A 14802-nucleotide genomic window follows, 5' to 3' on the forward strand; every position below is an offset into this window, starting at 1 on the left:
CCTCAGGGCGCCAGGCAGGCGGCAGAAACCTTGTAAACGTAAAGCGTCTTTCGCTTGTAGTAGCCTGCGGCAGGCAGCCAGCTCTTCAGCAGCTCGGGCGTTTCAGTGGCGCAGATTAGCGGCGTGTCCGTCAGGAAAAGCACCTTGCCGGCGATGTCGGCGGGCAGGGCGAATTCCTGCTCATAATAGCTCTCCGGCAGGCCTGCGGGTGCGCGCGCATAGATTCTGTAAGATGCATCCCGCAGCGTATAGAAGAGATCAGCGACCATGTCGCGGTTGTCGGTGACGATGATGTCGGTGCCCGCCTGAGCTGCAAGGGCTCCCGCCTCGCGGCTGACCTCGGCGCGCCCGAGATAGCGCTTCATCAATTCGTCGCCGTTCGGCAGCAGCAATTGCTGCGGAAAGATGGTCGCCAGCGGAAAGAGCAGGCTTGCGATGCCGTTGATGGTGAGCGACAGCCTCAGCCCCTTCGGCCACATCCGGTAAAGCAGCCAGACGGCAAGAATGGTCCCCGCGACGTAGGCGGTCACGGCCCAGTTGGCATAGGCTTTGGCAACGGTCGCCTGCAGGGTGATCAGCACCACCACCGGCATCGACAGCCAGATCAGCATCTTTTCGCGGTCGTCGCTTCGGCCCTTGATCATGCGATAGACCGCCCACAGCATTGCGAAGAAGATGATCGGCCCGACGACGCCGAATTGGGCGGAGAAGAATTCGAGCCCGCGGCGCAGATTGATGCCGAGATCGCTCCAGTGGGCGATATCCTGCGTGTGGCGCACCGTCGTATTGTCGTGTTGCAGGTTCCACCAGAGGTTCGGCGAGGCGACGACAGCGGCAACCGCGACCGCGATGATGAAGTCCCGGACAGCGATGCGCGCCGCGGGAATGAGGAGGAGGGCGATCGCGCCGCCTGGTACGACGAACAGAACGGCATATTTCGTCAAAAAGGCAAGGCCGACGGCGAGACCCATGACGAGCGCCAGTGCCACAGAGCGCCGCTGCGTCAGGCTGAAATAGGCGAGCAGGGCGACGGCGATGAAGAACAGCAGGATCACGTCGGTCGAGAAGAAAACCGAAGAGAGCGCCACGCCGGGAAGCGTGATGTAGGTGGCGCCCGTCCAGCCTTCGATCTCCGGCCCGACGAAGCGCCTTGCCAGCTTCATCAGCACCAGCGCCACCACCATGTGGATCAGCGGCCCGAGCAGCCTGATGAAATAGATGGCGCTGGAGCCGGAAAGCTCCGTCATGGCCCGGATCACCCAGGCGATCATCGGCGGTTTTGAATAGTAGCCGAGATCGAGATTCTGCGACCAGAACCAGTACTGGGCTTCGTCGACAAACAGGTCTGTGGCATCGAAATACAGTGTGACGACGCGCCAGAGCGTGAAGCCGAGAACGATGAGAAGACCAGATCTGGGAGACATGAACCGAGTGTTCCGCTGACGTGAAAGGCGCGAGTGCGATTACACCAAAGGCACCGGACTGCCAACGGGGATTGGATCGGCTTGAAGCCAGAGAGGCTTCAGAACACCCGAAGCATCCCGATATCGCGATTTGCGGCAAGGAAATCGAGGCGGGCGATGGCGGCAAGTATGCCGATTGCGATCAAACAGGAACCCAATCCGAGAACAATCATTGCTCTGTCCTTGTCGACGTCATGTCTTGGTTGTCGACCGGCCTATAACACGGAGCTTGCGTGTGCCTTGTAGCAGCCGTGCAACTCCGCGGAAGTATTTCCTGCGAACTGCCTTGAATTGCTCCAAAAGCCTGTTCCTGAAAAGACTTATTAACCTTCGGGCAAGGAATTAACCATAAACATTGGGTTACACGTCGGAATGGGAAGATGTGCTCGTTCCCAGCAGGCATGACGCCGTACCGCCGTACCGGGTCGATCCGGTATCCATCTCTTCAGACAGCTTCGAAACATAGCTGATCAGGGGCTTTACCTGCCGGTCGTCGCCGGTGGTGAAGACCGGCTCCGCGCTTGCGTTGATCGAATGCTGCAAAAGTTTTTGCCGGGCATTCGCCTGGAAAGTGGGTCGGGGACAGGCGTTGAGGCAGGACATGCCATCAGATCAGGGTCGTGGAGCGCAGGCAGGCAGCTTGCGTGATCGCCTGCGTTTTGCCGGTCTCGATGCCGATCAGTGCGAACTGGTGCGCCGTAACCGGCCGGCCCTCGAAGCGCATCTGAAAGCGGGACTGCGCGATCTCTTCCACAGGTTCCAGTCCTATCCCGACGCTGCGCGCAACTTCGAGAGCGACAGACAGGTCGATCGTCTGCATGATCTGCAGTCCTCACATTGGGACGTGCTGACGGATGCCCGCTTCGACAGCCTCTATGCCGAGCGCGTCAAGGTTCTCTCCGACACCGAAAGCAAGATGGGCCTCGACCCGCGTTGGCACGTAGCTGGCCACGGCGTCGTGCTGGAGCATGTTCTTTCCGGCCTCGCCGAAGAGATTGCCGGCCGCCCCCTGCTGCCCTCGGCCAGGCGCCGCGCCCGCGAAATTTCCGAGCTGATGACTGCGATCATCCGCATCGTCATCGTCGATGTCGAAATCGCCGTTTCGCTCCGCTTCAATGCGCTACGCGCTGCCCAGAGCCGCGCGCTTGCCGATCAGCGCGCCGAAAGTGAAGCGGAGATCGCCCGGATATTCGGCGACGTCATCGAAGGCCTTGCCGCCCGCGACCTGACGCGGCGCGCGCCTGTCGACGCCGACGGTGCCTATGCCGGGATCGCCGCCGCCCTGAACGGCGCCTTGGATGGCCTCCAGGCAGAATTCGCCGCCATGACCGAACGCACTGATAGGGCCGAGACGGCGACCGCTTCGCTTGCTGGCCAGTCGCGGCAGTTCGCCGGCACGGCGTCCGGCCAGGCCGAGCGGCTGCAGCTTTCCGCCGCTGTCCTTGCCGGCATTGCCGGAAGCGTGCGCGACGGCGCCGCCGACAGCCGCGCCGCCGAACAGGCGGCCGCCTCTACCCGCGCTGCGGTCGAGCAAAGCGGCGAGGTCGTCGGCCGCGCGATCAGCGCCATGGCCGATATCGAGCAGTCGGCCGAGAAGATCGGCCAGATCATCGGCGCGATCGACGAGATCGCCTTTCAGACCAATCTTCTGGCGCTGAATGCCGGCATCGAGGCGGCTCGCGCCGGCGATTCCGGCCGCGGCTTTGCGGTCGTCGCCCAGGAAGTTCGTGCGCTTGCCCAGCGCTCGGCCGACGCCGCCCGCGAGATCAAGACGCTGGTGACGACGACCAAGGCGCAGGTCGACGCCGGCGTGCAGATGGTCGGACGAACGCAGGACTCGATCGGCAGCATCGTGCGGCAGGTCACCGACATCAACGCCGCCATATCGGGCATCGCCACCAGGACCGGCGAGCATGCCGCAAGCCTCGACGGCGTGGCGGCCGACGTCAAAGGACTTGGCGCAGAGGTGGCGGACAACGCCGGTTTGGCCGAACGTTCCGCTGAAGGCGCCGACCACCTCCATACCGTCATTCTTGAGCTCGGCCAGACGATTCGCGAATTCCGCATAGCCCGCGAAAATGTGCATTCCGGGCGCTTGGGCTCGGTTCGCGCTGCGCCGTCCCGCACGATCGAAGCGGCCGGCCGTCCTGCGGTCGAAGACGAATATGAAAATGACGATTTTGGCCTTCCGCAGGCGCTCGCGAGCGTCAGAGGTGGGCGGAATGTTTACTAACCTATCGGATGATCGCCGCAGCTCATCTTTTCGGGCCGGGGACAAGGGGACAAGGACAAGCTGATGGTAGCAAAGAAGAGTGGCAAGAGGCTGAATTTGACAGCGGTGCTGGATCTCAACGAGGCTTCCGCCTTGCGTGAAAAACTCATCTCCCTCAGGGGCAGCGGTCTTTCGATCGACGCATCGGGCGTCGAGCGGATCGGGGCTCTTTGCGCTCAGGTCCTGATGTCCGCCGAGAAGACCTGGGAGCAGGACAAGCAGCCGTTCACCTTCTCCAAGGTGTCCGACGCATTTCACAAAACCATGCAGCTGGTTGGCGTCAATATTGACCACCTGCTTGCCAAGGAGATTCGGCAATGAAGAAAAAAGTGCTTACCGTGGATGATTCCCGCACCATCCGAAACATGCTGCTCGTGACGCTGAACAATGCCGGTTTCGAGACCATCCAGGCGGAAGACGGCGTCGAGGGCCTCGAGGTTCTCGAAGAATCCAATCCTGACGTGATCGTGACCGACATCAACATGCCGCGCCTCGACGGGTTCGGCTTCATCGAAGGTGTGCGCCGCAACGAGAAATATCGGGCGATCCCGATCCTGGTCCTGACCACCGAGAGCGACGCGGAAAAGAAGAACCGCGCCCGCCAGGCCGGCGCCACCGGATGGATCGTCAAGCCTTTCGACCCGGCCAAGCTGATCGATGCAATTGAGCGCGTAACCGCTTAAACCCAGGATTTGCTCCTATGGATATGAACGAAATCAAAGAGATCTTTTTCCAGGAGTGCGAGGAACAGCTCGCCGAGCTGGAATCCGGTCTTCTGAAAATGAACGATGGCGATCGCGATCCGGAAACCGTCAATGCGGTGTTCCGTGCCGTGCATTCGATCAAGGGGGGCGCCGGCGCCTTCGGCCTTGATGATCTGGTTGCCTTCGCCCATGTATTCGAGACCACTCTCGATTGCGTTCGTTCCAACAAGCTCGAGCCGACCCAGGACGTCCTGAAGGTGATGCTGAAGTCGGCCGACGTGCTCGCCGACCTGACCAATGCTGCGCGCGACGGCGGCAGCGTCGATGAAAGCCGCAGCCGCGGCCTCGTCAAGGAGCTGGAGGCTCTGGCCAATGGCGAGCTACCGTCTCCTTCGGCCGAGACGCCTGCACCCAAGGCCGCCGCAAAGGCCGCACCGGCGCCAGCCCCCAAGCCGACCGACGACAGCGGCTTCCAGCCAATCCCCTTTTCCTTCGACGATTTCGTCGACGAGGACGGCGCAGAGACCGGCTTGCCGGCCTACGAGATCACCTTCAAGCCGCGCCACGAACTCTATTCGAAGGGTAACGACGCCACCCTGCTGCTGCGCGACCTTTCGCGCCTCGGCGAAATGACGATCTACTGCAATATGGATGAGCTGCCGGGTCTCGAGGAGCTCGATCCGGAGGCGGCCTATTTCTTCTGGAACGTCACGCTCAAGACCGACAAGGGCGAGGATGCCATCCGCGCCGTCTTCGAATTCGCCGAGTGGGATTGCGAGCTGACGGTGAAGCCGGTCGAGGAGACCCGTGACGCCGCTTCGGGCAACGAGGAACTGCCGATGGTGCCGGTTCCCTTCGACCTGTCGATCCTGGACGAGACCGAGGCAACGGAGAGCGTTTCCGCTGCACGGTCCGAAGCCACGGCCGCTGCCGTCGCCGCCGCCGAGACCGCTTCCAACGTCACGCAGATGGCGGCAGCCGCCGCCCGCGTCGAGAAGAAGGAATCAGCCGCCGCCGCAGCCGCCGCGGCCAATGCCGCCGCCCAGAACAACGCCGCCGGCGCCGGCCAGACAATCCGCGTCGATCTCGACCGCGTCGACCGCCTGATCAACCTCGTCGGCGAGCTGGTTATCAACCAGGCGATGCTGTCGCAGAGCGTCATCGAGAACGACACGACCGGCACCTCCTCGATCAACATGGGCCTGGAAGAGCTGCAGCAGCTGACCCGCGAGATCCAGGACTCGGTGATGGCGATCCGCGCGCAGCCGGTAAAGCCGGTCTTCCAGCGCATGTCGCGTATCGTCCGCGAAATTGCCGACATGACCGGCAAGTCGATCCGCCTCATTACCGAAGGTGAAAACACCGAAGTCGACAAGACGGTTATCGACAAGCTGGCCGAGCCGCTCACCCACATGATCCGCAATGCCGTCGACCACGGCATCGAAACGCCGGAAAAGCGCGCCGCCGCCGGCAAGAACACGGAAGGCACGGTCCGCCTCACCGCCAAGCACCGTTCGGGACGCATCCTGATCGAGCTTGCCGACGACGGCGCCGGCATCAACCGCGAAAAGGTCCGCCAGAAGGCGATCGACAATGATCTCATCCCGGCCGATGCCAACCTGTCGGACGAGGAAATCGACAACCTGATCTTCCTGCCGGGCTTCTCGACGGCCGACAAGATCTCCGACATTTCAGGCCGCGGCGTCGGCATGGACGTCGTCAAGCGTTCGATCCAGGCGCTCGGCGGCCGCATCAACATCACGTCCAAGCCGGGCCACGGCTCGGTCTTCACCATGAGCCTGCCGCTGACGCTCGCCGTCCTCGACGGCATGGTGGTCACCGTCGCGGGCCAGACGCTGGTCGTGCCGCTGACGGCGATCGTCGAAACCCTGCAGCCGGAAGCTTCCGCAATCCATTCCTTCGGTGCGAACCACCGGCTGATCTCGATCCGCAATTCCTTCTGCCCGCTGGTCGATGTCGGCCGCATCCTGAACTTCCGCGCGACCCAGGCCAATCCGGTCGAGGGCGTGGCGCTGCTGGTGGAATCGGAAGGCGGCGGTCAGCGTGCCCTGATGGTCGATGCCATCCAGGGTCAGCGCCAGGTGGTCATCAAGAGCCTGGAAGCGAACTACACTCATGTGCCCGGCATCGCCGCCGCCACCATTCTCGGCGACGGCCGCGTGGCTCTCATCCTAGATGTCGACGCGGTTGTCGGCGCCTCGCGCGGCCAGTCGCTCAAAGCGGAAATGTCGTTAGCAGCGGTAGGGTAAGGGAATGTCGTACGCTGTAAAAAGTCTGAACCAGGGGGATCGCGAGCTGATCGCGTTCCGCATCGGAGATCAGGAATTTTGCGTGAACATCATGTCGGTTCGCGAAATCCGGGGCTGGACCCCGGCGACCGCGATGCCGCACTCGCCTGCCTATATGCTGGGGGTCATCAACCTGCGCGGCGCGGTGCTGCCAATCATTGATCTTGCCGCTCGTCTCGGCATGAAGCCCGCCGATCCCACAGCCCGCCATGTCATCATCGTCGCCCAGGTCCGCCGCAAAGTCGTCGGCCTGCTGGTCGACGCCGTCTCCGACATTCTGACGGTCACCGACGAGATCATTCAGCCGACGCCCGAAATCTCTTCCGACCTCGAGCGCCAATTTGCCCGGGGAATTCTCGCCATCGACAAGCGCATGATCTGCCTGATCGAACTTGAAGCCCTCTTTTCCGAGACCGAAAGCGAAGCCGCATGAGTGCAATGGGTGCAAAAGATCAGAGGCAGGGAGCCGATGAGGTGCTGGCGAGCGGAGAATATCCGCTGACGCGCCGCGACCTCACGGAAATCGCCGCCATGATCTACTCGGATGCCGGCATCTTCCTCAATGAGACGAAGGCCTCGCTCGTCTATTCGCGTCTGTCCAAGCATATCCGCAATCTTGGTCTGTCGGGTTTCCGTGAATATTGCGACCTCGTCGCTTCGCCGGCCGGTGCCGCGGCGCGCCGCGAAATGCTCTCGCATCTGACGACCAACTTCACCCGCTTCTTCCGCGAAAACCATCATTTCGAGCACCTGCGCGACCATGTTCTGCCGGAACTTCTGCAGCGGGCGAGATCGGGCGGCAGGGTGCGCATCTGGTCGGCCGCTTCCTCCGACGGACAGGAACCCTATTCGATCGCGCTGACCGTCTTATCGCTGATGCCGAATGTCGCCGACTACGACTTCAAGATCCTGGCGACCGACATCGATCCGAAAATCCTCGCCATCGCCCGGGCCGGCGCTTACGACGAGAGTGCGCTCGAAACCGTTTCGCCCGCCATGCGCAAGCAATGGTTCAGCGAAGTCGAGGTGCAGGGCCGGCGCAGGTTCCAGGTCGATGACCGCGTCAAGCGGCTGATCACCTACAACGAACTGAACCTGATGGCGCAATGGCCGTTCAAGGGCAAGTTCGACGTCATCTTCTGCCGCAACGTCGTCATCTATTTCGACGAGCCGACCCAGATGAAGATTTGGCAACGTTTCGCCGGCCTGCTGCCGGAAGGCGGCCACCTCTATATCGGCCATTCCGAGCGCGTCTCCGGTGAGGCGAAGCACGTCTTCGACAATATCGGCATCACGACCTATCGCTACACGACCAAGGGTCTCGGGAGGAAGGCATGAGCGCTCCGGCAAGAGTTCTCGTTGTCGACGACTCGCCGACCATGCGGGGTCTGATTACCGCAGTGCTGAGCTCCGACCCGGAAGTCAGTGTCATCGGCCAGGCCGGCGACGCGCTGGAAGCACGCGAGGCGATCAAACGGTTGAACCCCGACGTCGTGACGCTCGACATCGAGATGCCGAATATGAACGGCCTCGATTTCCTCGAAAAGATCATGACGCTGCGGCCGATGCCGGTGATCATGGTCTCGACGATGACGCATCGCGGCGCCGAAGCGACGCTTGCGGCGCTTGAGATCGGCGCCTTCGATTGCGTCGGCAAACCGGGCCCCGGCGAACCCAGGCCGTTCGGCGATCTTGCCGAGAAGGTCAAGGCGGCCGCGCGCACGCAGCGTCAGTTCTCCCAACCGGCGGCCGCCGTCGCGCCCCCGCCTTCCGTGGCCGATTTTCGCGTCGGCCGCAAGATCGTCGCGATCGGCTCGTCCACAGGCGGCGTCGAGGCGCTGATCGCAGTACTGCAGAAATTCCCGGTAAATTGCCCGCCGACCGTCATCACCCAGCATATGCCGCCGACCTTCACCAAGAGTTTCGCAGAACGGCTGAACCGTCTCTGCGCGCCGGTGGTGCAGGAAGCGACCGACGGCGCCCGTCTCGAGATCGGCAAGATCTATCTGGCGCCGGGCGGCGAACGTCATCTCCAGGTCAGCGGCGGCTCTGCCCCGTGCTGCCGTCTAGTCGACCGGGCGCCTGTCAACGGTCACCGCCCGTCCGTGGACGTGCTCTTTGATTCGGTCGCAGAACTCGCAGGCCGCAACGCCGTCGGCGTGATTCTGACCGGAATGGGCCGCGATGGCGCCGCCGGATTGTTGAAAATGCGCCACGCGGGCGCCAGAACGCTCGGCCAGAACGAAAAAACCTGCGTCGTTTACGGAATGCCAAGGGTTGCTCACGAACTTGGCGCCGTCGAGCAGCAGCTGCCACTGACTGCCATCGGTGAAGAAATACTGAAATTGACAGCCGCCCGAAAGGAAGGGACCGAATAAATGTCGATCGCGGAGAAAATCAAAGTTCTGATCGTCGATGATCAGGTAACGAGCCGGTTGCTGCTCAGCGACGCGCTGACCCAGCTCGGTTTCAAGCAGATCACATCCGCTGGCGACGGCGAGCAGGGCATGAAAATCATGACCGAGCAGCCGCACCACCTCGTGATCTCCGATTTCAACATGCCGAAGATGGATGGCATCGGCTTCCTCCAGGCCGTGCGCACCAACCCGAACACCAAGAAGGCGGCCTTCATCATCCTCACCGCCCAGGGCGATCGCGCGCTGGTACAGAGGGCGGCCCAGCTCGGCGCCAACAACGTGCTCGCCAAGCCGTTTACGATCGAGAAGATGAAAGCGGCCATCGAAGCCGTGTTTGGAGCTTTGAAATGATCACTGAGGGGGCAGCCCGCCGCGTGCACATCATTCAGGGCGAGTACAAGGTTCTGAGCGATCCGAATGCGGTTCTCTCGACCATTCTCGGCTCGTGCGTGGCTGCGTGCCTCAGAGATCCCGTCGCCGGCATCGGCGGCATGAACCACTTTCTGCTGCCCGGTTCGGCGACGTCGCCGACATCAGGCGGCGATGCCACACGCTATGGCGTGCATCTGATGGAACTGCTGATCAACGGTCTCCTGAAGCAGGGCGCCCGGCGCGACCGGCTGGAGGCAAAGATCTTCGGCGGCGCAAAGACGATCTCGACGTTCTCCAACGTCGGTGAGCAGAATGCGGCCTTCGCCATGCAGTTCCTCAGGGATGAAGGCATTCCGGTGGTCGGCTCCTCCACCGGCGGAGAGCATGGGCGCAAGCTCGAATATTGGCCGGTCTCCGGTCGTGCCCGGCAATACCCCTTGACCGGCGCCGAAACGCAGAGAACCGTCGCTCTCGAGCAGCAGCGTCCCGCCGCTCCGCAGAAGCCCGCCGAAACCAGTATCGAATTTTTTTGATGGCGAGGATTTTCATATGACATTTACTCCGGTGATGGAGCCGCCCGCGCCTGTCGAAGCGCTGAGCGACATCCTGATGCGCATCGTTTCGGAACTCCACGATGTGGCCTACCTCATCGAGCGCATCGAACCGCAGCTACTCGAGCTCGGCGGCGCTGAAATTCTGAACTCGCCGGACGCCATGAAGGTCATGCAGGGCATCGATCTGGCCGTGCAGAAGTCACGCGGCCTTGCCGAATTCATCGACACCATCACCGGCGAAATCCCGCTCGGCTGGACGGTCGACGTCGCCACCGCGCTCAGCCTCGTCAAGCTGGCGGAAATGCAGAAGGCGCTGGGCGGCTCCACGCGCCACGGTCATTCTCAGCCGCTGAGCAAAGCCGCCGGCGACTTCGACTTCTTCTGAAGCGCGCGGTTTCAACGCCGTCTCTCGCGCCTCAGGTCCTCTTTTCACGCACGTCGTTCTCGCAAAATCGCTGCGCGACATGCATCAGCCTTTCGCTCCCGCGCGCTCCTCACGAAACGCTCGCACAAGTTTCGCCGATTATTGGTCAGGTGAGGCAATAAGCCTGCTTTGTCTTTGACGGATCGTGCGAGAACAGAATGAATCTGTTAAATCAATTAGTTCAGATATTTAAGAACTTTGGTGCCCTGGGCCGGACGCGCCTGATGATTCTGGGGGGCGTCGGCGCCGTTTCCATCGCAATCATCCTTGCCGCTGCCCTTTTCGTCAACAAACCGGCCCAAGAAACGCTTTACGTCGGTCTCGACGCTCCCGATCTCAACCAGATCAGCATGGCGCTTGCCGAAGCCAACATCAATTTCCAGGTCGGCACGGACGGTTCCAGCATCACCGTTCCCGCCGGTATGACGGGCAAGGCCCGCCTGATGCTTGCCGAGCGCGGCCTGCCGAACAGCGCCAATGCCGGCTATGAACTCTTCGACAATGTTGGCTCCCTCGGCCTGACCTCCTTCATGCAGGAAGTGACGCGGGTTCGAGCGCTGGAAGGCGAAATCGCACGCACCATCCAGTCGATCTCGGGCATAACGGCGGCGCGCGTCCATATCGTCATGCCCGAAGTCGGAAACTTCCGGAAGGCGGAGCAGAAACCGACCGCCTCCGTGATGATTCGCGCCAGCGCCGCCACCGGGCGCGGCGCCGCGACCTCGATCCGTCACCTCGTCGCCTCGGCCGTGCCGGGGCTTGATGTCGATGACGTCACGATTCTTGATTCTGCCGGCCAGCTTCTCGCGTCCGGCGACGAGGCGAGCAATAGCTCGCTGAACCGCTCGCTCAATATCGTCCAGAACGTTCAGCAGGAAGTCGAATCCAACATCGACAAGGCCTTAGCGCCCTTCCTCGGCATGGATAACTTCCGCTCCAGCGTCACCGCCGACCTCAACACCGATGCTCAGCAGATTCAGGAGACGGTCTACGATCCCGAATCCAAGGTCGAACGCTCCGTCCGTTCGACGAAGGAAGCCCAGCAGTCGCAGCAGAGGCAGTCCGACAACGCGACGACCGTCGAACAGAACATTCCCCAGGCGGCCCCTGATGCCGGCGGCTCAAGCGGTCCGGAATCACAGGACAAGTCCGACAAGCGCGAAGAGCAGACCAACTACGAAATCAACAGCAAGACGACGGCCACGACCCGCAACAGCTATCAGGTCGAGAAGCTTTCGATCGCCGTCGTGGTCAACAAAGGCCGCATCGCCAAGATGGTCGGCGAGCCCGCCGACCAGGCCAAGATCGATGCCTATATCGCCGAAATGCAGAAGATCGTCGCTTCGGCGGCCGGCATCGACGCCAAGCGTGGTGATGTCGTCACCGTCACGGCGATGGATTTCCTCGAAAATCAGCTGCTGGAAGACGCCACCGGCGGTGTCCGCGTCATGGATATGCTGAGCCGCAACCTGGCCGGCATCATCAACTCGCTGGCCTTCGTAGCGGTCGCCTTCGTAGTGGTTTGGATGGGCCTGCGGCCGCTGGTACGCAGCGTCAGCGGCAACGGCGTGGGCTCGGTGCTTGGCGACGCAACGCCGGAAGCAGCTGGCCTCGAACTTCCGGACTTCGCGCCCGCGGCCGGCGCCCCTGGAGGCGCCCTCATGGATGGCTTCGGCTCCGATTTCGGCTTCGACAGCACCGAGGATCTGCTCAGCCTCGGCGACGACGATGGTAACTTCAACCGCCGCGTCAAGGAGGGCCCGGAACGCAAGCTTGCCCGCATGGTGGAAATCAACGAGGAGCGCGCCGCCAAAATCCTCAGGAAATGGGCGATCGACGACGCAGCATAAAAGGAGGCCGGGGCAACCCGGCCTTTTTAGTGTTATTCAGGCTTTTCACTACCTGAGCAGGATTGTTATCGGTCGCCCGCAAGAGAGCTGATATCTCGTTACCCAGTCTGTATTTGGCCGCGGGTGTCGAATGGGGAATAGATCCAATCGCCTCAAGAAATTTGGACAAAACTGTTGAGGATCACTCGCGTAAAACGCGAATGAAGTTGCGGTACAGCCAGAATCATCTTACCCTTTCCAGTATTCTGAGGGGCGCGAGTCGTCCTCGAATCACGGCATGAGCAGCAGCGAAAGTAAATCCCTAGAAGTCGGAGATGGTGATTTACACCGGCTGGCTTACCCTTGAGTGATTCGAAATGGGATTCGAGCGGAGCTTGAATTGAATCCTTTACAAAATAAATGCTGCTGCACCGAGTTTGATCGTTCCTCAGCCCCAGGAAATTGCCAATGGATATGACGATATCTCAGGCGAGCAAAGGCGAGAGGCAGATGGCGAATTTCGCGAGCGTGGTGGCGCCGGCTCTCTTGCCGCGCGACGAGCTGATTCGGCGCCTGCACGGTGTCGCCGACACTGGCAGATTGCAGTCCGGTCTGCGTGCGCTGACAGACTATGTGGGTGCCTCGCACTATCTTCTGGCGCGCTGTGATCTCATCCAGGAAAGCGGCCTCGATTTCATCGTATCGTCTGACTGGCCGTTCGATCTGGTCAAGGATATCGCTAACGATCTGGTCGGCGGCTATGCCCGTTCGACCGAGCTGGAAAAATGCATGCAGGTTTTCCAGCCGAGCTTCGCTCTTCTGCCAGATCACGCCGATGCGCCTGATGGCGCCAGCCGCCAGTATTGCTCATTGACCTTCAATGTCGGCCGCTCGCGGCTCGCCTTGATGTTCCTGTTCGGCGAAGGCTTCATCCTGTCGCCGGAGCGCCTGCGGGATGTGGGACTGCTTGCCGGCTATGTCGCGAGCTTCCTTCGCTGCGGCGGCGCAAGGGTCGATCGCGATTTCGAACTGACTGACCGCGAGCTGGAATGCCTTTTCTGGATCGCCGAGGGCAAGACCAGCGACGAGATTGCGATGATTCTCGGAATATCTCGCAATACCATCAACAACTACATCACCAGCGTGATGCGCAAGACGGCGACCAAGACCCGGTCGGAGGCCATTGCCTTCGCGGTCCGCAACAATCTCGTATAGGGGAATCCATGGCACATCCATCAAGCAGGGCGATGAACGGCGCCGATCCGCTGCGCATGGTGCGGATGAACAGGATTTCCAGCCGTTCGGATCTTTTTCCGCGGCTGATTGCGATGCAGAAGCTCGCTGACGCTCAGGGCTTCGCGATCTACCGTGTCAGCGGCTCGGGACTACCGGCAAAGCAGCGGCTTGTCTGCGAGCTCGAGAATTGGGGCCCTTCGAATACCGGTTTTGGCAAGGCCCTCACGGACGCCTATGGCGATATTCTTCTCGACCATATCGAAAAGTCGCTGCTGCCGCTTTCATGGGCCGGCGCTCATGACAGGGCGGCCCCCGGTCCGGCGGATTTCTCGCCCTTCATGACGCGCCTGAAGGATGGAATTCTGCCTTTTTCCGGCCTCGCCTTCCCGGTGCGGCTCGGCGCTGTCGGCAATGGCTTCATCCTTTTCACCGGCGATGATATCGATCCTGCCAGCGATACGATTGTCGAGCTGCACGGCCGCTGCTGCCACGTGATGATGGATCTGCTCTCGCTGGACGAACGCCGCTCGGCGGCCGCCGAAGCGCTGAGCGAACGCGAAGTCGCCTGTCTCCAGCTCGCCGGCGATGGCCGTATCAGCGAAGAGATCGCCGAAAAACTCGGCCTGTCCGTACACACCGTCAATGCCTATCTCGGCTCGGCGACCATCAAGCTCGATTCCGTCAACCGCATCCAGGCGATCGCCAAGGCGATCCGGCTCGGCTACATCAGCTGAACCGGGGGGACGTGACTTCAGGGACGGCGAAAATGCCTTGAGGCAAATTAGCTGGCGAGCGCGCGCGGCGGTTTCACGCTGTAGCGGGATTGCCGAAGGCTCTTTTCCAGAAAGGCAGTATTCTCGTCGGGATCGGAGGAGGGATCTTCGAAGGCGATGTGGTTGATTTCAATGCCGGCATGATTGTCGGCAAGGGTGAGCTGGGCATAGACGGTGACGCCGCGCGGCTTGATTTCCAGGTCGAGAACGACTTCCGGCTTGCCGCCCCATTCCAGCGTATAATTTCCGCCAAGGCCGAAATTGACGGTGCCGGGATGAAAGAAAAGCTCCGCCGCCGAAGCGACGAGATCGGCCAGATTGCCGTAATACTCGAAGCGCAGCAGTGAAATGAGGTCAGAGGCATCCAGAAGGCGCAGTTCGGTGGCGACCGGGCTGATCGCCTCTGCGAGGATCTTTTCACGCTGGGCAGAGTGAGGGCATTTTTTCAT

15 protein-coding genes are annotated in these 14802 nt (G+C 61.5%); 13 read left to right on the forward strand and 2 right to left on the reverse strand.

Annotated elements, in window-relative coordinates; translation table 11 throughout:
* Positions 1-2 precede the first annotated feature (2 nt).
* Positions 3-1424, reverse strand: coding sequence for a glycosyltransferase family 39 protein (locus FHT70_RS15365; protein ID WP_183702656.1), 1422 nt, complete (start codon positions 1422-1424; stop codon positions 3-5).
* A 640-nt stretch (positions 1425-2064) separates the two neighbouring features.
* Between FHT70_RS15365 and FHT70_RS15370 the strand changes: the two genes are divergently transcribed.
* From FHT70_RS15370 to FHT70_RS15430, 13 genes are all read left to right on the forward strand, one after another.
* Positions 2065-3696 (forward strand): globin-coupled sensor protein, encoded by a 1632-nt coding sequence (locus FHT70_RS15370; protein WP_183702658.1) that lies wholly within the window; start codon positions 2065-2067, stop codon positions 3694-3696.
* A 63-nt stretch (positions 3697-3759) separates the two neighbouring features.
* Entirely contained in the window at positions 3760-4056 is a 297-nt protein-coding gene (locus FHT70_RS15375) for an STAS domain-containing protein (protein WP_183702660.1), read from the forward strand.
* Positions 4053-4418 (forward strand): chemotaxis response regulator CheY1, encoded by a 366-nt coding sequence (gene cheY1, locus FHT70_RS15380; protein WP_003570362.1) that lies wholly within the window; start codon positions 4053-4055, stop codon positions 4416-4418. Before FHT70_RS15375 ends, cheY1 begins: the two co-directional genes overlap by 4 nt.
* Before the next feature lie 17 nt (positions 4419-4435).
* Entirely contained in the window at positions 4436-6709 is a 2274-nt protein-coding gene (locus FHT70_RS15385) for a chemotaxis protein CheA (protein WP_097600316.1), read from the forward strand.
* 4 nt (positions 6710-6713) lie between these two features.
* Positions 6714-7181, forward strand: a complete 468-nt coding sequence (locus tag FHT70_RS15390; RefSeq protein WP_011424005.1) for a chemotaxis protein CheW — start codon at positions 6714-6716, stop codon at positions 7179-7181.
* On the forward strand, positions 7178-8086 hold the full coding sequence (cheR, locus tag FHT70_RS15395; protein WP_097600317.1) for a protein-glutamate O-methyltransferase CheR: 909 nt from the start codon (positions 7178-7180) through the stop codon (positions 8084-8086). Before FHT70_RS15390 ends, cheR begins: the two co-directional genes overlap by 4 nt.
* Positions 8083-9126, forward strand: a complete 1044-nt coding sequence (cheB, locus tag FHT70_RS15400) for a protein-glutamate O-methylesterase CheB (RefSeq protein WP_183702662.1) — start codon at positions 8083-8085, stop codon at positions 9124-9126. The genes cheR and cheB overlap by 4 nt, the downstream gene beginning before the upstream one ends.
* Entirely contained in the window at positions 9127-9516 is a 390-nt protein-coding gene (locus FHT70_RS15405) for a response regulator (protein ID WP_011424008.1), read from the forward strand.
* Positions 9513-10070 carry a chemoreceptor glutamine deamidase CheD gene (gene cheD, locus FHT70_RS15410; protein ID WP_085776941.1) on the forward strand — a complete coding sequence of 186 codons (558 nt, stop codon included), beginning with the start codon at positions 9513-9515 and terminating at the stop codon, positions 10068-10070. Before FHT70_RS15405 ends, cheD begins: the two co-directional genes overlap by 4 nt.
* Positions 10071-10086: 16 nt before the next feature.
* Positions 10087-10476 carry a hypothetical protein gene (locus FHT70_RS15415; protein WP_064800665.1) on the forward strand — a complete coding sequence of 130 codons (390 nt, stop codon included), beginning with the start codon at positions 10087-10089 and terminating at the stop codon, positions 10474-10476.
* A 197-nt stretch (positions 10477-10673) separates the two neighbouring features.
* Positions 10674-12365 carry a flagellar basal-body MS-ring/collar protein FliF gene (fliF, locus tag FHT70_RS15420; protein ID WP_085776942.1) on the forward strand — a complete coding sequence of 564 codons (1692 nt, stop codon included), beginning with the start codon at positions 10674-10676 and terminating at the stop codon, positions 12363-12365.
* 447 nt (positions 12366-12812) lie between these two features.
* The gene (locus FHT70_RS15425; protein WP_183702664.1) at positions 12813-13559 is read left to right on the forward strand and encodes a LuxR C-terminal-related transcriptional regulator; all 747 of its coding nucleotides are present in this window, start codon (positions 12813-12815) and stop codon (positions 13557-13559) included.
* Between the two features lie 8 nt (positions 13560-13567).
* Positions 13568-14314, forward strand: coding sequence for a helix-turn-helix transcriptional regulator (locus tag FHT70_RS15430; protein ID WP_020920381.1), 747 nt, complete (start codon positions 13568-13570; stop codon positions 14312-14314).
* Positions 14315-14361: 47 nt separating this feature from the next.
* On the opposite strand, the gene FHT70_RS15435 is transcribed toward FHT70_RS15430, so the two are convergent.
* Positions 14362-14802: a hypothetical protein gene (locus FHT70_RS15435; protein ID WP_097600320.1), complete on the reverse strand. Its 441-nt coding sequence runs from the start codon at positions 14800-14802 to the stop codon at positions 14362-14364.

This window comes from Rhizobium sp. BK049 (assembly GCF_014193135.1).
Taxonomy (GTDB): Bacteria; Pseudomonadota; Alphaproteobacteria; order Rhizobiales; family Rhizobiaceae; genus Rhizobium.